A 24,606-nucleotide genomic window follows, 5' to 3' on the forward strand; every position below is an offset into this window, starting at 1 on the left:
ATGGAAGGTTCCATAGCCAGCCGCACTAGGCTTCCGCGCGTCACGCAAATGGCGGTAGCTGCGCTCGAAACCAACTCGCGGATGCGGCGATCGCTGCGCGAGCCCATGCAAACGTCGTCTCCCTTCCATCAGCTCGTCGTCACCGTGGCGACGAGAAAATGGTTCCTGCTTGCCATCGCGGTTCTGGGTGGCATCCTGGCCGGGCTTGCCGGCCTTGCTCGCCCGGTGCTGTTCGAGGCGACGACTCAGATAATCATCGACGCTCCAAGCAGGAGTGCGGGTGTTACCGAGTCCGTTCAGGACTTGCTGGATTCGAGCATCGATGACCATCTGACGATGCTCTCGTCGCAAGTCCATCTGCGTCGAGTTCTGGCGGCGCTGCGCAAGGCCGAGGCAGCCGATGCTGCTGGAAAAAGCGGCTCGAGCGCCGCTTCGGGCGATCAGCGCAATACGGGCTCGTTCCTCAGCGGTCTCGTGAACAGCGTGTGGCCGCAAGGCAAGCCCGCGGCGGGAAGTCCGCAAGCAGCGGATGCCGCCGAACTGAAGACGCTGCGGAATGGAATGAGGGTTGGACAAGAGCTGCGGTCGCGGGTCATCACCATCGGCTACACCGATAACAATCCGGCGCGCGCTGCGCTGGTCGCGAACACATTCGCTCAGGTCTATATCGACGATCTCATACAGAAACGTCGTGCATCGGATCAGCTTGAACTGGAATCGCTGGTCGCCAGCCTGCCGCAAGTACAAGCCAATCTGGTCGACGCAACCGATCGTCTGGAGACGTATCGGCTGACCCATGGCGCTGTCGATCAAAGTGCGGCGAACAACGCGGCCAATGAGACAGCGGAACTCAGCCGACAGATTTCCTTGTCGAAAGCCGATCTCTCCGCCTCGGAATCACACCTTCGCCGTATCGAGGATTTGCGAAAGGCGGGCGCGGCTGTCTCGGTGATGGCTGAAGAAATCGGATCGCCGGTATTGGCCGATCTGGTGGCCCGCCAGCCGGGTGCCGCTGCGGACGAGGGTCTGGGCAACGCGATCAACCATGAGATGGAACAGGACGTCGCGCGCATCGCTGCCGAGGCAAACGTATATCGCGCCCAGGTTGCGGCCCTGGAGGGACGCAAGAGGGTGCTCGACGCGGCTGTGGCCGACATTGCGAACCAGCTTTCCGGCTTGCGTTCCCTTGAGCCGCAGGTGGCTATCGTAACACAGCACTACAACGATCTTCTTGGCCGGCAACAGGACTTGATACGGCGCATCGCGACGCCTTCGCCAGGTGTAATGATCCTTTCAGCGGCATGGCCGCCATCAAATGCGAAAACCCTGTCGCCAATTTTCCTGGTCCCGCCCGGTATGATCGTGTTCGGTCTATTGGGGGCGGTCCTCGTCATAGTCCGCAACAGCTTCAATCAGACCTTGCGCAGCGAAGCCGAAGCCGAAGCCGAACTTGGGATTCCGTGCGTAGGGCTGCTTCCCAAGGTTTCGGGAATTCACGCGAAACAGCTGCGTCATCTGGTTCTGAGCCAGCGGAACTCGCCGTTCAGCCGCGCCGTGACGTCCATTCTTGTCACTGCGGCGCCAACGCAGGGGAGGGGTCACCCGCCACATATCATCCTCATAACGTCCAGCGTCCAGGACGATGGCAAGACCGAGTTGGCGTGGAGCCTGGCGCTGGCGGCAACTCGACTGGGAGGAAGGGTGCTTTTCCTCGACCTTGACCGCAAGGATGCGCGGCTCACGAACGAGTTTCGTGGCGAATTCAGCACCGTCATGGCTCACAGTTCCTTTGGAGACTATGTGAGTGACCGCTGTCTCCTGCAGGATGCAATCACGAGAATGCCAGAAATCGGCATCGATCTCATGGCCGCTCCTGCACCCTCGGATGATCTGCTGACGCTTCTGTCCACGGTGGACAGGTCCCAGTTTACGGATGAACTGCTCTCGGTTTACGACGTCGTCATCATAAACGGACCCTTGGGACTCGGAGGGCCCGAAACCAGACTTCTAAAGCGCTGGGCGGATGCAGTCCTTTTTGCCGTCCGCTGGGCCAGGACGCGGCGCAGCATTGCCCGCGGTGTTCTGGAGCCACTCCGGGCCGGTGGGGCAGGCGCCGTTCCCATGGCGAGCGTGCTCACCCAGGTGAATCTCAAGAAGCATGCTGGCTATCGGATGGGGGACAGCGCCGACCTCCTGCTTGCGAGGGTTTGATGAGGACCGTCGTCTCCGCTCCCCAAAAATATCACAGGGAACCAAGTGCGTTCCCACGATTGAGCCTGACCCAGAATGATCATTGAATTTTTCGGACCGCCAGGATCCGGCAAAACAACGTTTGCACACGCGCTCGTTCGGCAGTTGCGTGGGAGAGGGTATCACGCCGAGGTTGCTCTCAGCCACAAGCCTAGCCGCAGGACCGGTAGCTTCGATCTCGGGATTTTGTTGTTTGTCTCGAGAATAACATCGGCAATATTTTCAACTTTAAAAATATTGCTGTCCTCCGGAGGAAGAGTGAACGATCTTTCCATTTCGTTGTCGATGGTAAGACTAATTCCGCCGAGCAGACGAATATGGCGTGCTCGAATCTGGCAATATATATTGCATCTCTCGCGTTGTTGGGGTCGTTCGCAGAAGTCGCCCGATATCATAGTATTCGATCAAGGGTACGTTCAAGCGATCGGCTCGCTGGCGATGTTCAACGGAGACACCGACCACGGTGTGCTCGCAAAGGCGCTCAGCCTCGCGCCGCCGGCTGATCTTACCGTCAGGCTGATGGTGCCATATGCGGTCGTGGAGGAACGCTTGCGACTGCGGATGGAGCATGAACCGCCGGCGGAACGAATTTTCGAGGCCGACTTGAACGTGAACATGCGCTCTTTTGGTGTGTTTGAATCTATAAATGATCTTCTGGCGATTTCCGGCCGAAAAGTCATCTCTATCGAAAATACCGACGGTCAATCGACCTTGAAAAGTATTCACCAGGTCGAGAAACAAATCATTTCGACGTTTTTGCGTGCGGATGGCGGGGCAGAACCTAGAGACCAAAGATACGCCTCACTCGATACCAACGCGGCCGATGTCGATAATTGCGTGTATCGAAAATCCCCGGACCATCCTCCCGGCGGTCTTGCCGCAAGACCCGTGCCTCCGAAGAGGGATGTCGGCTCGCGGCTTGCCCGGGCGAGCGTCTTCGCTCTCTTGATCTATATCGGAGGTGCTGGGTTGACCAGCCTTGCGCAGCTGGCCATTGCGCGCCTCATCGGACCCCACAACTACGGAATATATTCCTACGTTCTGGCGTGGACCTCCGTGCTCGCTTATCTGGCGACACTTGGGTTCAATGTATCCTTGTTGCGTTTTGTGCCCGCCTATAGAGCCAACGGGAGGCTTGATCTGGCGCGAGGGGTAATAAAATTCGCCCTGCAAAGATCGCTGGCGGCGGCGACGCTCTTCGGGATGACCGGCGCTGCCTTTGTCCTCTTCTTTTCGGATCATACGCAAAGAGGGCTTGAGATAAGTATCATGCTCGGCATGGCGGCGGTGCCCTTGATTACCGCTTACGCCCTTGGCGCTACGCTGGTACGTGCTTTCGGCGGCGTCATCTCGGCGCTATTGCCGGAGCGCATCGTGCGAGACGGGCTCCTGCTGGTGTTGGTTGCGATGCTGGCAAAGTCAGGATTGCGGGTGGTGGACGCACCATCGGTGATGCTGGCGGTGTTGATAAGTTCCGCCATCACGGTTGGGCTGGTGTTCATCACCGCGGCGAAATTCGAACCGCCCGGCTTGCGGCAAGCCCAGCCCAGTTATGCACCGAGGGAGTGGTGGCTTGCAGTCCCACCGCTCATGCTCATCACCGGTCTCGATGTTTTTGTCAGCCGGGCCGGGGTGCTGGTGTTGGGCTGGACACACCATATCCGTGAAGCAGGTATATTCGCCCTGGCATTGAACGTCGCGATGCTTGTGGGACTGTCCCGCATCGCCGTCGCTACCATGTTTTCGCCAACGGCAGCCGATCTGCATGCCAGAGGAGACCGGAAAGCTCTGCAGCAGTTGTTCGCACGGGCTACCCTGCTTTCTGCTGGCGGCGCCATCGCGGTGGCCATCCCAATGATGGTGATTGTTGAGCCGTTCTTGAGCTACTTCGGTGAGGGTTACATCGCGGGAGCGCCAATCGCGCGGGTTCTCATTTTGGGATATGTCTTTGTTGCGCTGTGCGGGCCTCAGCAGAATCTCCTGACCATGACTGGAAACGAATGGGCCGCCGCGACAACCATGATCGCCGGTGCGGTGGCCAACATCATAGCCTGTGCCGTGGGCGTCGCGATATACGGCCCCATTGGCGCTGCAGTGGGTGTCACGCTTGCCCTGAGCATCTGGAGCGTCGCGATGGCTATCTATATCGGCAAGCGACTGAAAATCCAGCCTGGCCTGGTTTTTGCCCTGCTCTCGCTCAGGCCGATCGGCGGCCAACAACGGAATTGGCGCTTGCGTTTGAGGTTTGGCAAATGAGAACTGTCTATCCATCGGTGATGTCCGTCACCATTGGGCCGACAGTTCAACAAAGCCGCGACGCGTATGATCGGCATTGCAGCCGATAGCTCTCCCTGATGGCTGGAGACACAAGGTCGTTGGATCTCAAAGAAGCGTCGACGTTCACCTGCCTCTCGGCACAACTGCGCCCTGCCGACACGGCCCTTGTGCTTTTGCGGTCTGCGTCCGTCATTTGAAGGATGCATGAGCTCTGGAAGGCGCGCCACAGTGATCCGGCAGAGCTTTGGAGCATCCATGCCTGACGAACAAGAGCCGGTTGCGACAATTTCAACGCCGCCGATGCGCCGTGAGTCCGAGACATCGACGCCTGTCGAAGCCCGGCAACGCGAAACACTCCCTCAGGTCCAGATCCTGCGCGCCATCGCAGCAACTTCGGTCGCGCTGCGCCACGCGCAGCATGACGCCGCGACCCTGGAATTGCAGGCTGGCAGCACCTTCCAGGCCTGGAACCCGATACCATGGAGTGCCGGAGTCGACGTCTTCTTCGTGATTTCCGGCTTGATCATGGTGCACTCGTCGCGACAATTGTTCGCAAAGGCGGGTGGCGCGCGTCTCTTCCTTTCCCGTCGGATCGCCAGGATTGTCCCGCTTTATTGGTCTGTCACCACGCTCTACCTCGGAGTGGCATTGCTCTCTCCCACCTTCCTCAACCAAAGCTACATCAATCTCAGGTTTGTTATCGAATCCTATTTGTTCATTCCGGCCGCTCGCCCTGACGGCATCGTTCAGCCCGTCTACGAACTCGGTTGGACACTCAATTATGAAATGCTCTTCTATGTGTTGTTCGCGGCTGCAATCGTACTGCCTATGCGTTGGGCCGTTGCGGTGCTGCTCACGACCCTGGCGGGGATGGTGGTTGCAGGCCGTCTCGCCGCGCCCCTGTCAGAGCCCCTCGCGTTCTGGACCAATCCGATCATCCTGGAGTTCGCTTTCGGCGCAACAATCGGAATCATGTGCGCCTGGGGCCTGCGGCCCTCTGGTTTCATCAGGGCCTGCGTCGCCGGAACGGGACTGGCCGCCCTGATGCTCGCGGCGGCATTTCCCGAAATCTCGATCGATTTTTCCCGCCCCCTTGTCTATGGCGTCCCCGCGGCCCTCATAGTCTGGAGTGCTGCCTTGGCCCCAAGCGAGCGGGGGCATGAAAGTCTGGCTGCTCGATGGGGAGCCGGCGTCGGCGATGCGTCATACGCTCTCTATCTGCTGCATCCATTCGTGATCCGCGCCATGCGCATCATCTTCTGGCGAACAGGCTTGATCGTGTTGCTTGGCCCGTGGGCCTTTATCGTATTGGCGCTGGCGACCACTTTTGGCGTGGCTCTGATCACCTACCGCTGGTTCGAGAAGCCGCTGACACGTCATGCCCGGCGCCTTTTGGGAGTGGGGGCTGGCGCCCGCCGGCAGCTTCGACCATTTCCGGTGACGGCGTATCCCAAGACAGACTGATTGAACACCGTAACCCGCGCGCAAGGTGGGGGCAGCAGGGCGAAAGCTCATCCGTTCGGTTTGAAATCCTCGGCCATGGGCCTGGGAGAATGAACCGGCACGATAGTTTGAGGTTTGTCGCCAACCGCCCGCGTTCTCGCGCCCTTGTGCCTGAATGAACGTTGCCGTTCTCGGCTGATGGGCAAATCCCTTCCATGAAAATCCCTGTACCATTCCACAAAACGGTGCACTCCGTCCTCGAGTGCTGTCGCCGGTGCGAAGCCGACAGCGCGGCGAAGATCGCTGACGTCGGCGCGGGTCTCCAGAACGTCGCCTGGGGGTAAAGGCACATCGACGCGAAGGGCGCGTCGGCCAAGGGCTGTCTCGATGATCGCGATCAGGCGGTTGATCTCTTCGGGCCGGTCATTGCCAATATTGTAGATTCGATGTGGCGCCGAACTGGTAGCGGGATCGGCCGTGCGACCGTCCCAAGCTGGATCTGCACGTGGTGGTGCGGCGAGCACTCGAACCACGCCCTCGACGATGTCGTCGATATAGGTGAAGTCTCGCCATACGTGTCCAGCATTCGCTATTTCGATCATTCGTCCTTCGGCTATGGCATGCGTGAACGTATAGACCGCCATGTCGGGCCTGCCCCAAGGGCCATAGACGGTGAAGAAACGCAATCCGGTCGCGGGCAGGCCGAACAGATGGCTGTACGAATGCGCCATCAATTCGTTCGAGCCTTTGGTCGCGGCATAGAGGCTGACCGGATGGCTGGCGCCATGGTGCTCGGAAAACGGTATGTTTCGATTGGCGCCGTAAACGGAACTCGACGAAGCGTAAACGAGATGGTTGATGCCGGCGTGTCGGCAGCCTTCCAGAACATTGAGAAACGCCACAATATTCGACTGCACATAGGCATGCGGGTCGGCGAGTGAATAACGCACGCCGGCTTGAGCGGCGAGGTGCACAAAGTGTGAGGGTCGAAAGTCGGAAAACAGAGCGTTTACGAGCGCCCTGTCGGCCAGGTCCATACGCTTTGGAACGAATCCCGGCTCGGCGCAGAGGCGTGCAAATCGCTCTTCCTTGAGTCTTGGGTCGTAGTAGGGCGTGAAATTGTCGACGCCTATGACGTCGACGCCATGCCTCAAAAGCCGCAACGCAACATGGAATCCGATGAACCCCGCGGCACCTGTGACGACGACCGGCCCTGCGCGTGCAAGTTCCAGCACAGCACCGTCCGACCGTGAACGAGCAGATTCCGCCGCGCTGGAAACAGCAGGCCCGCGGCATGGATCATCATCCAGCCTGTGGCCCGTCAAATTTGAGTCAGCCATAAAAAGTTACTCCCGTTCAGAGATCCGGGTCGCTGCCTGTGTCGGACAGCGCATCGAAATGGACAGAGACAGCACCGTCAGCTCCACGATCAGCGCAACCCGCGGCCGCGCACAAGGCGGCTGCGGTGAAACGGTCCAATTTCCGGTCGCCCAATTTCCGGTCGCATGAATCCGGGCGGATGCCGACGCCCGGCGAAATCGGCTATCTCATGGCTAGACCGAACTCACGGCAGGACCGAAATGCGCCCCAGAAGCGCCACCAACTCCGCCTGACGTTTTGTCTCCGTCTTGGCGAACAGCGAAGCAAGCTGGGAGCGGATCGTCGTGCGGCTGAGGTGCCAACTGCGGGCGATGTCCAGGGGCGCATCGCCGTGAGCCAAGCGCAACGCCAACTGCGTTTCAGCGCTGGTCAAGCCGAACATTCTTTGCAGTGTCAGAGGATTCGCCGCCGACGTGTTCTCCCGATCCAGCAACGCGACGATACTCGTCCCGTCAGGTGCGATGACGCCCATCTCATTCAGTATCACTGGCCTGTCGCCTCTGCTTCGGATCACCACCCATGAGAGTGAGCCCGGCTGAAAATGGACCGGAACATTCGCAACCAGCCGCCTCAGCGCGATAGAAAGCTCGCCAGCGGTATCGGCCGCTTCGCCCTGGCGCTCAAGCGTGTCTTGAGCGGCTGCATTCCATTCTATGACCCTCTTTTCGCGGTTCAGCACGAGATAGCCACAGCCGATGCGGTCAAGCATGCCGGCGATCGATTCCAAACTGCGCCGCTGCGGCCCGCCAACTTTGGTGTCTGATCGATCCGATTTGGTGTCTGATTTGGTGTCTGATCGATCCGAAAAGTGTGTCGAGCGTGCGTGACGAATATCCCTCAACACAATGTATTTGCTGCCCGCAACCGTATCGTTGCGCCTGTCAATCAGTGTCATCGCTTCTACCCCAGCCCGAGTTGTTTCTGACGCAAGTAAATTACTTGTGATTTACCGGCGGTTGTTTCTGGCTTTTGACCAGAATGTGCTCCTCTGCCTTGAATTTCGACACAGCTTAAGAAATACGCGGCGGGTGTGTTCCGCAGCGTTCGTTGTAATGTGCGTTTCTGATGAGCCCTTCCGACCCGATTCTATTCGCGGACAAAGGCAAGGCAATCCGGCAGTGGTACTAGGTTGTCCCCCTCGCGGCCTAGTCTCGACGAACTAGGCGGAAGGTTGTAGTCTGGCGCATGAGTTCGTATCTGCGCTGGCTGAAATCGAACGTGTCAGGCAAGCCGCTATCTTATGTGGCCTCCATATTGGTGCTGCTGATAGTTTCAATAGTATTCGAAGAAATAAATTCGATACATGTTGGTCAGGATGCAGTATTTATTGCTTTTATTCCTGCAATTATTATTATTGTGTACCTTGAAGGTCGTTTGGTCGCGATCGCTGCGACGGTTGTCATGGCCGCTGGCGGTTTGTGGGCACGCCGCGTCGTGAATGCTCAACTCTCTGCTGGAGACTGGACGCGCGCTATCTTCCTTCTGGTCTCAGGCGGCCTGATTGCGTTTATGTTCCACCGCCTGCGACAAGATTTGCGCGGGGCGCTTGATGTTGCAGAGGCGAGGCTCGCAGCCATCGATGCGACCGCGAGCCGCTATCGTTGGGCTTTCGAGCGCGCCGCCATGGGTTTTGCAAACACCAATCGACGTGGCGAACTGCTGCAATCGAACAGACGCCTTTGTGAGATGACAGGCTACGGAGAAAAGGAACTTGCCCAGCTACAGCTTGCGGCACTCGTTCATCCTGACGATCGAGATGCCTTGCAGGAGCTGCTGAGAGGTCTGGGCGATGGCGCCACTCCGTTCGCTGCGGAGGTCCGTCTGTTAAGAAAGGACGGCAAGGCATTCTGGGCTCGTCTGGCTCTGTCTTCGTCCCGACCTGATGAGGTATCCACCGAGAGCGTGTTCGTGGTGGTCGACGATGTTTCGGAGCGACGAACGGCACGCGAGGCGCTCCAGGCTCAGAAGGAATGGCTTGATCTCGCTTTGTCTGCCGGGCGACTGGGCACGTGGCGAATCGATCTCGAGGATGGGACAGTCGCGGGCTCTGGCAAGTTCTGGGACATTCTCGGTCTGCCCGCAACTCCCACCCGCCGCCTGGAACAACTCTCGGCCGTGGTTCATCCTGCTGATTGGCCGAAGCTGGCTGCCTCGGCAAACCCCTCGTCGGCAGTGAACTACGACATCGAGATTCGTGTCCGGCGGAAGGATGGTCATGTCCGCTGGGTCGCTTTGCGCGGACGTCTGGAAGAACACGACGATCGCCCGTTGCGCATCGGCGTGGCCGCCGATCTGACCGAGCTGCGACAATCCACGCTTCTGCGCGCCGCCGTAAGGAAACGCGAGCGCATCATGCTCGAAGAACGCCATCGGTTCAGCAACCTGTTCCCTGTGATCACGGCCCTGGTAAACATGATCAATGTTCCCGAGAACAACGTTGCCAAATACAAGGAGATGCTGATCGACCGGATTCGAACGCTGGAGGCGACGCATATGCTCCTGTCACGTCGTACCAGCACGTCAGGAATGCTCCACGATCTTGTGGCTCAGGGGTTGCATCCCTTTGAAGAGACTCAGGACATAACGATCAGCGGCCCCTCCGTCACAATGCCGGGTGGCGCCGCCGAGAGCTTTGCGATGGTTCTTCACGAACTGACGACCAATTCCGTGAAATACGGTGCGTTGGGAGATTCACAAGGGCGGGTCGACGTAAAGTGGGAGTTCGCATCCGACGGCGCAGGGAACGACGTCGTGTTCAATTGGGTGGAATCGGGAGGGCGGAAGAACTCAAGCGTCGTGCGCCACGGTTTCGGTTCCATGATAATCGGCGTGGACGGCGCGCCGCTTGTCGGTCATTCGCCGAAACTGGAAATATCGGAGTACGGACTGCGATATTCGTTGCGGCTATCGCGGAAGGAAATTGAATTCTGAAGCGCGTGCGACACGCTTCTAAGTTCTTTGTCCATGCATGTCCTCACCCAAACCGCCGCCCGCCTTGCGTGACATGCATCAGTTCACATTTTTCGACAGCCAAGCCTGCAGCAAAACGGCTGCTTCAGTCCGGTTTCGTACTCCAAGCTCGCGCAGAATGGCGGCGGCATGGATTTTCGTTGTCGCTTCGGCAATATCCAAATTGCGGGCAATCTCCTTGTTCGAGTACCCTTCCGCCATCAGCTTGAGGACGTCCTTCTGCCTCGATGTCAGGCGGCCGAGATTGCTGGCGTCCATGTGCCGTCTCGGTAGGTATCTCTGAGAAGACGGAGGTCCGTGCGATCCCTGTCCGGCAGACGTTCGCGACAGAAGCGCTGGAACATAGATGCGGCCGGCGAGGATCTCTTTCACGGCCAGCACGACTTCCTCGTCCTTTTGCGACTTTACGATGTAGCCGTGGAGCCCGATCGAAAGTGCCTTGAGGATCTCTGCGCGTGAATCATCGGCTGAAACGATGGCGAAGCGCGTATCAGGATAGGCAGACAGAACGTCGCCGAGCACTTCCTGATCGAACAGGCCCGGCATGTTCAGGTCCAGGATCGCGAGATCGATCGATGCTTGCTGTTCCAGAAGACTGACCACGGCATCGAAGCACGCGGCGTCGAATACTTCGACGCCCGGAATACCTGCCGTCAGTGCCAATCGCAATCCGTAACGATACAAGCCGTGATCGTCGGCGATGACGATCCGATACATTGAACTACCCCAACGCTCGCTCTGCCCGGCGAGCAGACCCGTCCAGCCCGCCGAAACTCCGTTACCCCGAGATGCACGGAACCGTGATGAGCTTATAGTCGTGGCCAACCACTGGTCGTTACATCACAGTGAGATCCACGGCGCCCCCGCCCGTAAACATCACATACGGCTAATGTAATCCTAAAAGGCGAAAAGCTTCAGTTATTTTTCTTAAACCTTACGTGAGGTGCCTGCCGGACCAAAACCGCTGTGCCGCACAGCCCCTTTGATGCCTTTGCCGGGCGGCCACAGGCCAGTTCCGGCACTTGGCGGATCGCTGTCTTTTCAGCTGCGAAAATCATGTGGGCTCCATTGGTCTCAGGTCCTGATCGCTTAGCTCTGCCCTCGATCCTTCGTGGCTATTTGATACCGGAAACGCGTTGAATCGTTACCATTCGAATGCACGACGACACTCGTTCAGAGTGGCCATACCATTCACCATGCGATGTTCGGATTGGCCCCAGGGCCGCTCTCCGAGCACTCATTCGGCAGCTGGCTCGCGACGATGATGTTCGGGCTGAATGGAGTTGGGAGGATTGGATGAAAGCGGTTATTCAATGCGGTGGAATGGGGACGCGCCTTCGGCCCTTCACATCGGTCTTGCCAAAGCCACTCATGCCGATCGGTGCCCGGCCCGTTCTCGAGTTGCTCCTGAAGTGGCTGCGGCGCAACGGCATCGAAGAGGTCTATGTCACGACGGGGTATCTCGGGCACTTGATCCGCAGCGTTTGCGGCGATGGATCGCAATGGAACCTGAAGATCAGATACACGCAGGAAATGGAGCCGCTCGGCACCATCGGGCCTCTCTCTCTGATCAGGGAAGAACTGAACGAAACATTTGTCGTGCTCAACGGCGATGTTCTTACCGATCTAAGCCTCAGCCGATTTGTAGCTGCGCACCGCATGCATAAGGATCCGGTTACGATCGCCACTGCCTGCCGCCTGATCAAGATGGACTTCGGTGTCATTGACGAGGTCAACAATGCCGTTCAGCTCTTTCGGGAAAAGCCGACACTCTCTCATCTCGTCAGCATGGGGATTTACTGCATGAACCCCGATGTTCTGAAGTTCATTCCTTCCGGTATCCCATTTGGATTCGATGATCTGATGCTGCAGATGATGCAGGGCGGCACGACCGTGCATGTGTACAAACATGACGGTCTTTGGCTCGACATCGGTCGTGTCGACGACTTTCAGAATGCACAAGCGATTTCTTGGGAAGAGCAGTCGACTTCAATCGAGGTCGCCGCCGCCGCTGCATGAAGAATTCGGATGTAGAGCCAATACCACAAATTATAATTGAGGAGGTCAAGATGCTCTTGGTGAGCGCCCCGATCCTAGGCGTGCCTGAGAAGGCAGCGCTATCGAAGGTGATTGATAGCGGTTGGCTTACCATGGGAGAGCGGGTACGAGCTTTCGAACAAGCCTTTGCCACCATGCACGGCGCGGAGGATTGCGTCGCGGTCGGTTCTTGTACCGCGGCGCTCCATCTCATTTTGCATGCCCTTGGAATCGGCCCGGGCGACGAGGTGCTGGTTCCATCATTGACCTTCGTGGCGACCACCAATGCGGTGCTGTACGTCGGGGCGACTCCGGTCTTTGTCGATATTGAGTCGGCCGACGTGCCGTTGATGTCGCTTGCGGAAGCCGAAGCGCGATGCACGCCACGCACAAAGGCGGTCATTCTCGTTCACTTCGCAGGCTATCTCGCCAATCGGGAACAATGGCAGCGGTTCGCCCGTGCGCGAGGACTGTATATTGTCGAGGATGCCGCGCATGCTCCCGGTTTGAGGGAAGTGGGGACGTTTGGCGCCGCGGCGGCCTTCAGCTTCTACGGCAACAAGAACATGACAACGGCGGAAGGGGGAGCTGTAATTGCCCGTGACCCCGATCTGCGCGACAGGATTCGCCAGGCCCGCGGGCACGGGATGACGACCGGGACACATCAGCGTCTGAACAGTCGTACGCCGCAGTATGATGTCACCATGCTCGGGTTCAACTATCGCATGGACGAGATGCGGGCGGCGATTGGACTGGTTCAGCTGCAGAACCTGCAGGAGTGGAACGAAATCAGGCGTATCCTGGTCGTCCTGTACCGCCGCCTCATCACGGAACGATGCCCGGCCGTGACAATTCCATTCAGCGAGCCGCGGACGTCCGCTTACCACATCATGCCGATCCTTCTGCCGCGCTACGCAAGGCGGCAAGATATTATCGACGAATTGCGGACGCAGGGGATCCAGACCACGATCCATTATCCGCCGGTGCACCAGATGACGCTCTATCGCGAGCTTTTTCCCGGCACCAATTTGCCGCGTACAGAGGATTTTGCTCAGCGTGAGCTGACAATTCCACTGCATCCCCAGATCACTTCACCTGTCGCCGAAGCGGTTGTGGCCGCTCTGGCAAGCGCGCTCGACAGCTGCGCCCAAACAGGAACTGCGGCATGAATGCGTCGGATCTTTCCCTTCACCGGCGTCTCGCCTCAGGACCCACGCATGGCTTTGCGAGACGTTCGATCGATCTCGCGGTCGCGAGCGCCGCGGCCGTCATACTGGCGCCGCTGATGCTGCTGATTGCCGTTGCGCTTCTGCTCGAAGGCGGCCGCTCCATCTTGTTCGTACAGACCCGCTTGGGCGCTGGGGGGCAGCCCTTCCGCATGTACAAATTCCGCAAATTCAGTGTGGACTGCAGCCCCCATGGCCTCGCACTGACCATGGTGGGCGACAGCCGCATGACCACGGTAGGCCGGTTCCTCGCCGCCACAAAGTTCGACGAGCTGCCGCAACTGTGGAATGTCCTCAAGGGCGAGATGGCGATCGTCGGCCCACGACCCGAGAGCCTGGCTTTAGCCGATTGTTTCCGGGGTGGCTTCGAGGCCGTTCTACAGTACAGGCCCGGCCTGCTGGGTCCAACCCAGGTTCTTTTCCGGCATGAGGCGCATCTCTTTCCCCGATCCGTGGATCCGATCCTGTTCTACAGGGAGGTGATGTTCCCCGCCAAGGCCAGACTCGACCTCTCCTACTATCCGCGGCGCACCATCGCTTCCGACATCGTCTGGATGGTGCGCGGCTTTCTGGCGGTTCTCGGCTGGGTACCACGGCCGCCGGTGGACATGTGAATCCCAAATCGGAAGCGCCTTAAGTCGGCCAAGGAAAGCGGTCATGAGCTACAACGGCAAGAAAGTTCTGGTGACGGGCGCGGATGGCTTTATCGGCTCGCATCTCACCGAAGCACTCGTTCGCAACGGGGCGGATGTCACGGCCCTGGCCCTCTACAATTCTTTCGACAGCCATGGGTGGCTGGACGATTTGCCAGACAACATTCGAGGCCAGCTGAAGCTCGTCCGCGGCGACGTTCGCGACAGCGCGTTCTTGAACCGGATCATGCGTGGCCAGGCCGTTGTGTTTCATCTGGCCGCGCTCATTGCGATTCCATACTCGTACGCGGCTGCTCAGTCCTATGTGGAGACCAACATCCTTGGAACGGTAAATGTCCTCGAAGCGGCACGGCAATGGGAGACAGAGAGGGTGGTGCATACCTCCACGAGCGAGGTCTATGGGACCGCCCTGACCATGCCTATCCGCGAAACCCATCCATTGCAGGGACAGTCGCCATATTCGGCATCCAAGATCGGCGCCGACATGATGGCGGAGTCTTACGCCAGGTCGTTCGATGTCCCGGTCGTCATCATGCGGCCCTTCAACACATATGGTCCGCGTCAGAGTGAGCGAGCCATCGTGCCGACCATCATCCGGCAGGCTCTGGACCCGAATTGCCCAGTGATCATGGTCGGCGACACAAGTCCGATCCGCGACCTTACTTTTGTCGAAGACACCGCCGCTGCGTTCCTGACCGCGGGCGTGGCCGGGCTCGAATTCGGCCGCGCCTACAATGCCGGCAGCCAACGCGCCGCGACCATCTCCGATGTATTGGGTCTTGTACTCGAATTGAGCGGCTCCAAAAAGCCGGTCCATCGCGACGAAAGCCGTCTGCGGCCGCAAAACTCGGAGGTCCGCGCCTTGCTCGCGGATTCCTCGCACTTCGAGGGCGAGACCGGATGGCGGGCCCAGACCAGCCTGCGCGATGGTCTGGAGCGAACCATCGCATGGTGGCGGGCGCGCCTTAGCCAAGGCCGGGTACGCCGCGAGAAGGGCTATATGACATGACCCTGCTCCGCCGGCATGCGTTGGCGCTGTCGCTGATTGCCGGTGCCATGTTCTTGAACATGTATATGGCCGGAAGCCTGGAAAACAGCGCATCGGCGCAACCGTCCGCCCCGGCTGCGAAAGACCTGCCGGACTATCTGCACGGAACAAAGGATCCGGCGTTTGGCACAATTTTCGTACGGATCACAAAACCCGGAATCCTTGGCCAAGGGATTACATGCGGCCAGAAATACTGCAGCCACCGTTATTCAAGCGCCCAGGCCTGGAACGCGGACCAGAGTCTTCTCCTTATCGTCAATGGCTGCGGCGCCATGTGCTTTCTCGACGGGCATACCTACGCTCCACTGTTTCGCCGCGATCGCTCAACCGAATGCGAATGGCATCCCAAGGATCCCAGCCTGATGATTTGCGTTGGTGGCCGGCAAATTTCCACCTGGGCGCCACGCACGGATCATGAGGACATCGTGTTCGTCTCGGCAACCTATCGCGACCTTCAGTTCGGGCCGTACAAGGGCAATCCGAGCCGCGACGGCAGCCGCCTTGCGGTGCGGGCAACCCGCAGCGATGGCAAGGCGGTGGTCTTTGGCTACGATCTCAAGCTGCGGCGGAAGTTTCCGGACATCGATCTTGCCCAACTTCCGGGAACCACCGACACATGCTCGATCTCCCCGCTCGGGATCAATATTCTATGCTCCCAGGAATTGCCGGACGGCAATGAGCCGAGCTTCATCTTTTCTATCGACGGCACCTTGCGCCAAAAGTGGACGGAGCATCATCGACCCGGTCATGGCGACATGACGGTCGATGCCGACGGGAACGAAATCTATGTAGGGATCAGCAAATCGGATCCGGACAAGTATCAGGTGATCAAGCGCAGATTGTCCGACGGCAAGGTCACCTCCCTGATGAGATATGGCGAAGCTCAGCACGCATCCCTCAGGTCCCTGGACAGGCCCGGCTGGGTGTTTGTGACCTATGGCGGAACTCCCGCCGAGATATCGCAGCACCAGGATTGGGCGCCATATGCGCAGCAGGTCATTGCGCTGCGCACGGACGGCAGTGGAGAGGTGCGACCTATCGTGAACACGCGCAACGCTCATTTCGACTACTGGAGCGAGACGCATGCTTCACCGTCTCCAGATGGCTCACAGATAGTCTGGTCGAGCAATTGGGGGGTGCCTGGTGGCCCGGTGTACGATTTTGTTGCCCGTGTTGATTGGCCTGGCAAGCCGGTGTCGGCTCAGAAGGAGATTGTCGCAAATGGCCTTCACTAAGCGAATCGTTCTTGCTTCGGTTGCTGCGATGTCCCTGACGTCGATGGCTGCCGCAGGCGACGTCGGGACCTATCAACTGTCACCTGGCGATACCGTGGAGATAGGGATTGCGCCAATTTCGGATCGAACGCAGCGAGCCGTGGTCCAGATGGATGGCAATATCGCCCTTCCCGAGGTCGGGATGGTCATGGTTGGGGGCCTGACCGCGCCCGAATTGCAGGCGCGCATGCAAACGCTTCTGCCGACCAAGATATTTCATGTGCGCCTGCCCGATGGGCGGGAGCAAATGGTTGTCGTCAAGCCGGACGACGTGACCGCTGTCATCGTCGACTACCGCCCGATCTATGTGATGGGCGACGTGCTTACCCCGGGACAACAAGCCTACCGCCCGCTCATGACCGTGCGGCAGGCACTCGCCGTCTCTGGCGGCTACAGTCTTTTGCGGTCGCGAGCAAGCCAGTCCGGACCCGATCCGATCGATCTCAGGCGCGATTACGAGGCACTTTGGGGGGAGTACACCAAGGACTATTTTCACGCTGCCCGTATCCGCGCCGAACTTCAGAACCAGGCGAATTTCGACGGGCAGACACCACAAGGGTCACCTTTGTCTCCCAGTGTCGGAGCCGCGATCGCCCAAGCTGAAGCGGACGCGCTGAAGATTGCGCTGAGCGATTTCCAGCAGGAGCAGAGTTTTGTCGAGAAGGGCGAGAAGGACGCAGCGGATCAAATCGAGGTTTTGGCCAAGCGCGAACAGGTCGAGACCGAGGGTGTGAAAGCGGATGAGGAAGACCTGGCGCGCGTAACAAAAGCGTTCCAGTCAGGCAATCTGACCAACAACCGGCTTGCGGACGTCCGGCGCGCCTTGCTTCTCTCTTCAAGTGGGGCGCTTCAAACGTCGGTCGAACTCATGCGGGCGCGACGCCAGCAGGAGGACTATGTCAGGCAGCACGAACGCAATGACAATCAGAGGAGGATTGGCTTGCTGACTGATTTGAAGGACACCAACATACGCGTCGCCGACGTCACCGCCAAACTCCACGCTGCCAGCGAGAAGTTGCAGCCATCCGGGGCTTCCGCCCAGCCACTGCCGATTGCCGGCGAAACAATCCACGCTCAGGTCACTCTCGTGCGCAAGGTCGGCGATGAGTGGCGCAAACTGTCGGCCGACGAAGATACGATCGTGATGCCAGGCGATACCATCGAAGCCAGATTCAGCAGTGATCTGCAAAGTGCGGCAATCCAATAGGTCGCCTGCATGGCCGGCTGCGGCGAACTCACTGTTCGATCGGGTAGTCGAACAAAACTCAAGGGGAGGTTTTGATGAGGCTTAATTCCAGGCGAGGGGTGAAGCTGACGGGGTCGACGACCGTGACTCAAGCGGCTGGCCCCGTAAATTATGCTTTCCAGACGCCATCGTCGGCACGAATTCCCTTTGCCGAGTCCCAGGCAGGTGAGGCCGGAACTTGGCAAAATCCAACGTCCAGCCAGAAGGCCCACTGCCAAGGGGACGGCGTGTCGGACGACTACAGGTCAAGCCATCGCACACCGGGCTACGGCGAACTCTACAACAAAACCCACGAATCCGGCTATTATGGCGCGCTTTGGGAGAAAATCGAGAGATCCCTGGTTCTGGATGTTCTGCGTCCGATGGGCGGAGCCGGCCGAACGTGCCTCGATTTCGCATGCGGAACAGGCCGCATCACGAACATCGCCGCTGAGCTCTTCGGCGAAGTGGTGGGCGTCGACGTCTCCGAATCCATGCTTGCCTGCGCGCAGGTTCCGCAGAATGTGAGACTGCGTCACATTGATATGACAACGCAGCCCCTCGGCGAAACCTTCGACGTCATAACGGCGTTTCGGTTCTTTCTGAACGCCGAGGATCGACTGAAATGGGAGGCGCTGAAGGCAATAAATGAGCAACTGAAGGACGACGGGCGATTTGTGTGCAATGTTCACATGAATGCGACGTCGCCCATCGGTTTGGTTTGCCGCCTGCTGAATCGTTTGTCTGGACGCACGATTCGCAACACGCTAAGCGCGGCGAGATTCAACGAGTTCCTGAGTTCTTCGGGTTTCGTCGTCGAGGCGATGATACCTTACGGCTATCTGCCCCGCCCGGGAAGCCTGTTGCCAGGGGTCTGTGAAGCGTTGATCGAGCCCGTCGAGAAGGCGTCCAGGACCCTTCGCGTGCCCGGACAACTGGCGCAGCATTTTCTGGTTGTTGCGAAAAAGCGCTAGAACATCGAGATCAGACACCGGGCCTTCTCCCCGGGCGAATCACCCCCGAAATGGATTGCGCGGTGCCGCATTGATGCCTGACATGCGACCGATGCCGCCATCCGACCCACCCGAAAAATAGCTTCCACCTCCGTTTTCCCCCGATTTGACATGTCGGTTCCGGGTTTCTCGGACCTGTGCCACGATTTTGCTACATTTTGCCCAAAGGCACATACGTTAGCGGGGCGTAATATTCGATATCGGAGAGGGAAGACGCTCCTGAAAACCCAAAGTTTGTTCACACTCGACGGAGCCAATGAGCCCGCGCGAGGACTGCTCATGAATGGTCGCAGGCCATGAATCCGGGTGGGCAGCGCTCGCCCGATCTGCGCACCGCTATGCTTGGCTGCACACCCGGGCTGGTTGGCGTTGGCGTGTTCTCGGCGGTCATAAACATTCTCGCTCTGACCGGCTCCGTCTACATGCTGCAAATCTACGATCGCGTTTTGCCGTCGCAGAGCGTTCCGACACTTGTCGGATTTACAATCGGGATGCTCGGCCTCTATGCGGTCTATGGGCTGCTCGATTTCGTGCGGCTTCGCCTATTGGTTCGAATCGGCAATCGCCTCCACAAAAATCTGCAGCAAAAGGTCTTCGCTCTCTCACTTTCCCTGCCGCTCATCGGCGGGCAGGACGCGGGCCGGGTGCAGCCGCTTCGCGATCTGGATCAGTTGCGTGGTTTCCTTTCCGGATTGGGGCCAACTGTCGTCTTCGACGCCCCGTGGATACCGTTTTATCTGCTGGTCATCTACCTGCTGCATCCATCGCTCGGCCTGTTGGCAACGTGCGGTGCGATTGTTGTCGTGCTGTTGACGGTGGTCGCGGAAATCCTTGGCCGCGGACCGGCCGCGCGTGCGTCCGAGACACTTGTGTCGCAGCGCAACCTTGCCGATTCCGGCCGCCGCAACGCGGAGGTCGCGCGCGCGATGGGCCTCTCCGGGCGGCTCGCCCAGCGCTGGAGCGAGGTCAATCATGCATATCTCAAGCACCAGGAGCGGCTTTCCGACATTGTCGGCGCCACCGGTTCACTGTCGAGGGCGCTGCGGATGGCCTTGCAGTCTTCCGTTCTGGGGCTCGGCGCCTATCTTGTGATCGGGGGTGAAGCTTCGCCAGGCGTGATCATCGCATCTTCCATCTTGCTGGGCCGCTCGTTGGCCCCGGTCGATGCGGCGATCGCCAACTGGAGAGGGTTTGTGGCGTTCCGGCAGAGTTATTCGCAATTGACAGCGACACTGGCCGCTTTTGGTAGCCATGGCGAACTCATGGAGCTGCCACGCCCGCAGGCGACACTTGCGGTCGAGGAGCTGACAGTGGCCCCGCCAGGTCGGCAAAAACCCACCGTTATCGATGTCGGCTTCCACCTATCGGGGGGCACGGGGATGGCCATCATCGGCCCAAGCGGTTCGGGAAAGACGACGCTCGTGCGCGCGTTGGTGGGCGTGTGGCGGCCGCTTCGCGGAACGGTAAGGTTGGACGAAGCCTCTCTCGACCAATGGGGTTCGGAACAACTCGGCGCTCATATCGGCTACCTGCCGCAGGATGTTGAGCTGTTTGATGGAACGGTCGCCGACAACATCTCGCGATTTGGCGACAAAGGCGATGCCAAGGGCGTGCTGGCGGCCGCCAGGGCCGCGGGCATCGACAAGATGATCATGCGTTTGCCTGAAGGTTTTCAGACACGCGTAGGCGATGGAGGGGCGGCGCTGTCGGCTGGACAGAGGCAACTCGTCGGGCTTGCCAGGGCACTTTATGGCGATCCATTTCTTGTCGTCCTCGACGAGCCGAATTCAAACCTGGACGTCGATGGCGATGCCGCCTTGGCTGGTGCGATCCTGGCGGTACGCCGACGTGGAGGCATCGTCGTCGTCGTTGCGCACCGTCCTTCCGCGCTCACCAACATCGACAAGGTGCTCGTCATGTCGAATGGAATGCTTCATTCCTTTGGCTCGCGCGAGGAGGTCCTGGCAAACGTTATTCGGCCCTTCCCATCAACCGAGGAGCGGCCAGGTTCGGTCGTCTCGCTGCAGAAAGGTATTGGCGGTCATGCGTGAGGTCTGGTCCTATGTCTGACGTGACGATGTCGTCATATGCTCCGGTTCGCGATGGGAGCCGAAGGGTCGGGACGAATTCGGCCGATGCGCCGGATGACATCCGGGCCAATCTGACCCTTGGCGTGGTGGTCACAGTTCTGTTGATTGTGGGTGGCGGGCTTTGGCTCGGTTTGACCAGGATCGCCGGCGCGGTGATTGCGCCCGCCACCGTGGTGGTCGAAAGCAACATAAAGAAAGTCCAGCATCAGACCGGCGGCACGATCGGGGGCATCTTCGCGCAAGATGGGGACCATGTGCAGGCTGGTGACGTGATGGCCAGGCTGGACGACACCCTGACGCGGGCCAATCTCCAAATAATCAGTGAGGATCTCGATCGCGCAAACGTTCGTCTTGCGCGGCTGGAGGCCGAGCGACAAGGTCTGCCGGAAATGCAGCTTCCCTCCAGCCTTCGGACACGGATAGGCGATCCGGGGCTGGCTGCACTCGTCAGCGGCGAGCGTGCCCTGTTCGAAAGCCGGGCCGCGGCGTTGACGGGCCAGAAGGCACAGTTGCAAAGCCGCTCAAAGCAACTCGAAAATCAGGTCGCCGGCCTCAAGGCGCAGCAGGCTGCTGAAGACCAGTCCGTGGTCCTGCTGAACGGGGATCTTGCCGATATCGAGGCACTTTTTTCAAAGAAGTTGGTGTCCAAAGAAAGACTAAGCAACATCCGATTGGATGCTACCCGGGCTCACGGAGAGGCAGGACGCCTCGCGGCGGCGGTCGCGGAGGCGCAGGCCCGCATTAGCGAGACTGAGTTGCAAATTCTTCAGCTCGACGAACAAAGGCGCAGTGAGGTAACGAGCGAACTTCGCGAAACGGAAGCCAAGCAGACCGAACTCGACGAACGCAAGGTTGTGGCGCAAGACGAATTGACCAAAACAACCATCCGCGCTCCGCAGTCGGGAACGGTACAAGAATCCTCTATCCACACAATTGGCGGCGTGATCGCCCCCGGGGAAGTGCTTATGATGATTGTCCCCGATGCCGACAACCTCGTCGTCGACGCGTCGATTCCTCCATCGCGCATAGATGACATTCGCCCAGGTCAGCGGGTCTCGATCCGGTTTCCGGCTTTCGATGCCGGCACGACGCCTGCTTGCCAAGGATCGGTCAAGCGCATCTCGGCGGATCTGATCAAGGATCAACAACGCCAGCTCTCGTATTTCTCGGCGCGTATCGATGTCGAAAACAAGGCGGCGTGCCTGACGGATGCCAAGGTGCTCAAACCAGGTATGCCAGCCGAGGTTCACATAAGCACGGACGAACGCAGCGTCTGGTCTTATTTGCTGAAGCCTCTTACGGATCAGATGTCCAAGGCCTTCCGCCAATGAAGCGGTGGCAATTCTTGCGTTCAAATTGACGTCATCCGTTGCCAATGCATGTCGCCCAAAAGTGGCCCCGGTTTTGGGACAACGACATGCATGAAAACAAAGACTTGCGTTGGCACCGCGATCGAATGCTCGCTTGTCCGCATGCGAGGGCGTGCGACAACAAGCGATCATGCTTTCGCGAAAATTGAATTGCACGTAAGAGCCTCGCCAGCCAAGGCGAGCGGCCCGACAGCCTTGGGAGGGGGGCCTCTCTGGCGGCCGGGCCTAACCGGCACTTGGGTGGGCTTTGGGTTACCGGCTGAGCCAGCATGCGCCTCAGCCGACGGAAGCGCATCATTCGAACGAACACTGTTCGTCGGGGCAGGCGCCGTTCAATCCAATTGTGCAAGCTCCGCCGCTCCGCCCACTTGGGCCAACTCCGGTTTCAAGCACAACAATTCAGGCTCGACCTTCGAATGAACGATAAGCTCATAGCCAAGGAGGGATAGTGTGGCTTTGGCGGCAACAAGGCTCGGATTTCGCAGGTAAAAAGGGGCAAGGCCATGTGCGGTATCGTCGGAATCGTCGGTCACACGCAGGTTGCGCCGCTCATCCTTGCTACGCTGAAGCGGCTTGAATATCGCGGCTATGACTCGGCCGGGGTCGCCACCATCGAGCATGGCGAGCTTGCCCGCCGGCGCGCCGAAGGCAAGCTGATCAACCTTGAGCGCCGGCTCAAGGACGATCCGCTCGACGGCACGATCGGCATCGGCCACACCCGCTGGGCGACGCATGGCGTGCCCAACGAGACCAATGCGCACCCGCATTTTTCCGACGGCGTCGCCATCGTCCACAATGGCATCATCGAGAATTTCGCCGAATTGCGCGAGGAACTGAAGCGCGACGGCTATTCCTTCTCCTCGCAGACCGACACCGAGGTCGTCGCCCATCTGGTGGCGCGCGAACTGGCCAAGGGGCTGAAGCCGGTCGAGGCCGCGCACCAGGCGCTGAAGCGGCTGCAAGGCGCCTTTGCGCTGGCGATCATGTTCAGGGGCGACGAGGACCTGATCGTCGGCGCCCGCAATGGCCCGCCGCTGGCCGTCGGCCATGGCGATGGCGAGATGTTTTTGGGCTCCGACGCCATCGCGCTCGCCCCGTTCACCAATTCGATCACCTATCTCGAAGACGGCGACTGGGCGGTGGTGCGCCGTGACGGCGTCACCATCTTCGACATCGATGGCAAAAAGGTCGACCGCAAGCGCCAGCAGTCGCTGTCGACCAGCTTCATGGTCGACAAGGGCAACCGGCGCCATTTCATGGAGAAGGAAATCCATGAGCAGCCAGAAGTGATTTCGCACACGCTGGCGAACTATCTCGATTTCGTCGGCGGCGTCTCCAAGCCGCTCGACCTGCCTTTCGATTTCGCCAGGATCGACCGGCTGGCGATTTCGGCCTGCGGTACAGCCTATCTGGCCGGCCTGATCGGCAAATACTGGTTCGAGCGCTACGCCCGGCTGCCGGTCGACATCGATGTCGCCTCGGAATTCCGCTACCGCGAAATGCCGTTGTCGAAGAACGACGCGGCGTTCTTCATCTCGCAATCGGGCGAGACCGCCGACACGCTGGCCTCGCTGCGCTACTGCCGCAAGGCCGGCATGAAGATCGGCGCGGTCGTCAATGTGCGGGAATCGACCATGGCGCGCGAATCCGACGTGGTGCTGCCGACGCTGGCCGGTCCGGAGATCGGTGTCGCCTCGACCAAGGCGTTCACCTGCCAGCTTTCGGTGCTGGCATCGCTTGCCGTGCGCGCCGGCGTGGCGCGCGGCACGATCTCGCGCGAGCAGGAAAAGACCTTTGTGCGCGAACTGTCGGAAGCGCCGCGCTATGCCAACCAGGTGCTGAAGCTCGACCATCAGATCGAAAAGATCGCGCGCGACCTCGCGCACTACAAGAACGTGCTCTATCTCGGCCGCGACACCAATTTCCCGCTGGCCATGGAAGGGGCGCTAAAGCTCAAGGAAATCTCCTACATCCACGCCGAGGGCTATGCCGCGGGCGAATTGAAGCATGGGCCGATCGCGCTGATCGACGAGAACATGCCGGTCATCGTCATCGCGCCGCACGACCGGATCTTCGAAAAGACCGTGTCGAACATGCAGGAGGTGGCGGCGCGCGGCGGCAAGATCATCCTGATCACCGACAGCAAGGGCGCGGCCCTGACGAGCGTCAAGACGATGGAGACGATCGTGCTGCCGGACGTGCCCGAAATCATCTCGCCGATCATCTACGCGCTGCCGATCCAGATGCTCGCCTATTTCACCGCCGTGTTCATGGGCACCGATGTCGACCAGCCCCGCAACCTGGCGAAATCGGTCACCGTGGAGTAGACCGGATGGCTAAGCCGCCGCCA

The 24,606-nt window shown here is 59.4% G+C and carries 17 protein-coding genes; 14 read left to right on the forward strand and 3 right to left on the reverse strand.

The window, feature by feature from the left end; genetic code table 11:
- The 3 genes from BPNPMPFG_RS29700 (at position 1) to BPNPMPFG_RS29710 (ending at position 5,991) form a co-directional block, all read left to right on the forward strand.
- Complete coding sequence (locus BPNPMPFG_RS29700) at positions 1-2,211, forward strand: GumC family protein (RefSeq protein WP_258592120.1); 2,211 nt, start codon at positions 1-3, stop codon at positions 2,209-2,211.
- Positions 2,212-2,508: 297 nt separating this feature from the next.
- Positions 2,509-4,506, forward strand: a complete 1,998-nt coding sequence (locus BPNPMPFG_RS29705) for a lipopolysaccharide biosynthesis protein (protein ID WP_258592121.1) — start codon at positions 2,509-2,511, stop codon at positions 4,504-4,506.
- A gap of 276 nt (positions 4,507-4,782) precedes the next feature.
- Entirely contained in the window at positions 4,783-5,991 is a 1,209-nt protein-coding gene (locus BPNPMPFG_RS29710) for an acyltransferase family protein (RefSeq protein ID WP_258592122.1), read from the forward strand.
- Between the two features lie 47 nt (positions 5,992-6,038).
- Here the strand turns inward: BPNPMPFG_RS29710 and BPNPMPFG_RS29715 are convergent, their stop codons facing one another.
- Positions 6,039-7,202, reverse strand: a complete 1,164-nt coding sequence (locus BPNPMPFG_RS29715) for an NAD-dependent epimerase/dehydratase family protein (RefSeq protein ID WP_258596976.1) — start codon at positions 7,200-7,202, stop codon at positions 6,039-6,041.
- Positions 7,203-7,534: 332 nt separating this feature from the next.
- A complete protein-coding gene (locus tag BPNPMPFG_RS29720; protein WP_258592123.1) occupies positions 7,535-8,245 on the reverse strand; it encodes a helix-turn-helix transcriptional regulator in 711 nt (236 codons plus the stop codon).
- Between the two features lie 290 nt (positions 8,246-8,535).
- On the opposite strand from BPNPMPFG_RS29720, the gene BPNPMPFG_RS29725 reads away from it, so the two are divergent.
- Positions 8,536-10,281, forward strand: a complete 1,746-nt coding sequence (locus BPNPMPFG_RS29725) for a PAS domain S-box protein (RefSeq protein WP_258592124.1) — start codon at positions 8,536-8,538, stop codon at positions 10,279-10,281.
- A 78-nt stretch (positions 10,282-10,359) separates the two neighbouring features.
- Here the strand turns inward: BPNPMPFG_RS29725 and BPNPMPFG_RS29730 are convergent, their stop codons facing one another.
- Positions 10,360-11,037, reverse strand: a complete 678-nt coding sequence (locus tag BPNPMPFG_RS29730; protein ID WP_258592125.1) for a LuxR C-terminal-related transcriptional regulator — start codon at positions 11,035-11,037, stop codon at positions 10,360-10,362.
- 579 nt (positions 11,038-11,616) lie between these two features.
- Between BPNPMPFG_RS29730 and BPNPMPFG_RS29735 the strand changes: the two genes are divergently transcribed.
- The 10 genes from BPNPMPFG_RS29735 to glmS all read left to right on the forward strand — a co-directional run bounded on the left by BPNPMPFG_RS29735 (position 11,617) and on the right by glmS (position 24,583).
- Entirely contained in the window at positions 11,617-12,339 is a 723-nt protein-coding gene (locus BPNPMPFG_RS29735; protein WP_258592126.1) for a nucleotidyltransferase family protein, read from the forward strand.
- Between the two features lie 50 nt (positions 12,340-12,389).
- The gene (locus BPNPMPFG_RS29740) at positions 12,390-13,526 is read left to right on the forward strand and encodes a DegT/DnrJ/EryC1/StrS family aminotransferase (RefSeq protein WP_258592127.1); all 1,137 of its coding nucleotides are present in this window, start codon (positions 12,390-12,392) and stop codon (positions 13,524-13,526) included.
- Positions 13,523-14,197, forward strand: a complete 675-nt coding sequence (locus BPNPMPFG_RS29745) for a sugar transferase (RefSeq protein ID WP_258592128.1) — start codon at positions 13,523-13,525, stop codon at positions 14,195-14,197. Before BPNPMPFG_RS29740 ends, BPNPMPFG_RS29745 begins: the two co-directional genes overlap by 4 nt.
- A 43-nt stretch (positions 14,198-14,240) precedes the next feature.
- Positions 14,241-15,245: an NAD-dependent epimerase/dehydratase family protein gene (locus BPNPMPFG_RS29750; RefSeq protein ID WP_258592129.1), complete on the forward strand. Its 1,005-nt coding sequence runs from the start codon at positions 14,241-14,243 to the stop codon at positions 15,243-15,245.
- Positions 15,242-16,519: a hypothetical protein gene (locus BPNPMPFG_RS29755; RefSeq protein ID WP_258592130.1), complete on the forward strand. Its 1,278-nt coding sequence runs from the start codon at positions 15,242-15,244 to the stop codon at positions 16,517-16,519. Before BPNPMPFG_RS29750 ends, BPNPMPFG_RS29755 begins: the two co-directional genes overlap by 4 nt.
- Entirely contained in the window at positions 16,506-17,765 is a 1,260-nt protein-coding gene (locus BPNPMPFG_RS29760) for a polysaccharide biosynthesis/export family protein (protein ID WP_258592131.1), read from the forward strand. The genes BPNPMPFG_RS29755 and BPNPMPFG_RS29760 overlap by 14 nt, the downstream gene beginning before the upstream one ends.
- Positions 17,766-17,839: 74 nt before the next feature.
- Positions 17,840-18,757 carry a class I SAM-dependent methyltransferase gene (locus BPNPMPFG_RS29765; protein WP_258592132.1) on the forward strand — a complete coding sequence of 306 codons (918 nt, stop codon included), beginning with the start codon at positions 17,840-17,842 and terminating at the stop codon, positions 18,755-18,757.
- Between the two features lie 335 nt (positions 18,758-19,092).
- Complete coding sequence (locus BPNPMPFG_RS29770) at positions 19,093-20,847, forward strand: type I secretion system permease/ATPase (RefSeq protein ID WP_258592133.1); 1,755 nt, start codon at positions 19,093-19,095, stop codon at positions 20,845-20,847.
- A 26-nt stretch (positions 20,848-20,873) separates the two neighbouring features.
- Positions 20,874-22,217: an HlyD family type I secretion periplasmic adaptor subunit gene (locus tag BPNPMPFG_RS29775; RefSeq protein WP_319946006.1), complete on the forward strand. Its 1,344-nt coding sequence runs from the start codon at positions 20,874-20,876 to the stop codon at positions 22,215-22,217.
- A 542-nt stretch (positions 22,218-22,759) separates the two neighbouring features.
- Positions 22,760-24,583, forward strand: a complete 1,824-nt coding sequence (gene glmS / locus BPNPMPFG_RS29780; protein WP_258592135.1) for a glutamine--fructose-6-phosphate transaminase (isomerizing) — start codon at positions 22,760-22,762, stop codon at positions 24,581-24,583.
- Positions 24,584-24,606 lie beyond the last annotated feature (23 nt).

Source organism: Mesorhizobium sp. AR07, assembly GCF_024746815.1.
Lineage (GTDB): Bacteria > Pseudomonadota > Alphaproteobacteria > Rhizobiales > Rhizobiaceae > Mesorhizobium.

What these genes read in the sequence shown, in the direction of transcription:
- BPNPMPFG_RS29700 (WP_258592120.1), top strand. Translation starts at nt 1, where the DNA reads ATGGAAGGTTCCATAGCCAGCCGCACTAGGCTTCCGCGCGTCACGCAA.
- BPNPMPFG_RS29710 (WP_258592122.1), top strand. Translation starts at nt 4,783, where the DNA reads ATGCCTGACGAACAAGAGCCGGTTGCGACAATTTCAACGCCGCCGATG.
- BPNPMPFG_RS29720 (WP_258592123.1), bottom strand. Translation starts at nt 8,245, where the DNA reads ATGACACTGATTGACAGGCGCAACGATACGGTTGCGGGCAGCAAATAC.
- BPNPMPFG_RS29725 (WP_258592124.1), top strand. Translation starts at nt 8,536, where the DNA reads ATGAGTTCGTATCTGCGCTGGCTGAAATCGAACGTGTCAGGCAAGCCG.
- BPNPMPFG_RS29730 (WP_258592125.1), bottom strand. Translation starts at nt 11,037, where the DNA reads ATGTATCGGATCGTCATCGCCGACGATCACGGCTTGTATCGTTACGGA.
- BPNPMPFG_RS29735 (WP_258592126.1), top strand. Translation starts at nt 11,617, where the DNA reads ATGAAAGCGGTTATTCAATGCGGTGGAATGGGGACGCGCCTTCGGCCC.
- BPNPMPFG_RS29740 (WP_258592127.1), top strand. Translation starts at nt 12,390, where the DNA reads ATGCTCTTGGTGAGCGCCCCGATCCTAGGCGTGCCTGAGAAGGCAGCG.
- BPNPMPFG_RS29745 (WP_258592128.1), top strand. Translation starts at nt 13,523, where the DNA reads ATGAATGCGTCGGATCTTTCCCTTCACCGGCGTCTCGCCTCAGGACCC.
- BPNPMPFG_RS29750 (WP_258592129.1), top strand. Translation starts at nt 14,241, where the DNA reads ATGAGCTACAACGGCAAGAAAGTTCTGGTGACGGGCGCGGATGGCTTT.
- BPNPMPFG_RS29755 (WP_258592130.1), top strand. Translation starts at nt 15,242, where the DNA reads ATGACCCTGCTCCGCCGGCATGCGTTGGCGCTGTCGCTGATTGCCGGT.
- BPNPMPFG_RS29760 (WP_258592131.1), top strand. Translation starts at nt 16,506, where the DNA reads ATGGCCTTCACTAAGCGAATCGTTCTTGCTTCGGTTGCTGCGATGTCC.
- BPNPMPFG_RS29765 (WP_258592132.1), top strand. Translation starts at nt 17,840, where the DNA reads ATGAGGCTTAATTCCAGGCGAGGGGTGAAGCTGACGGGGTCGACGACC.
- BPNPMPFG_RS29770 (WP_258592133.1), top strand. Translation starts at nt 19,093, where the DNA reads ATGAATCCGGGTGGGCAGCGCTCGCCCGATCTGCGCACCGCTATGCTT.
- BPNPMPFG_RS29775 (WP_319946006.1), top strand. Translation starts at nt 20,874, where the DNA reads ATGTCGTCATATGCTCCGGTTCGCGATGGGAGCCGAAGGGTCGGGACG.
- glmS (WP_258592135.1), top strand. Translation starts at nt 22,760, where the DNA reads ATGTGCGGTATCGTCGGAATCGTCGGTCACACGCAGGTTGCGCCGCTC.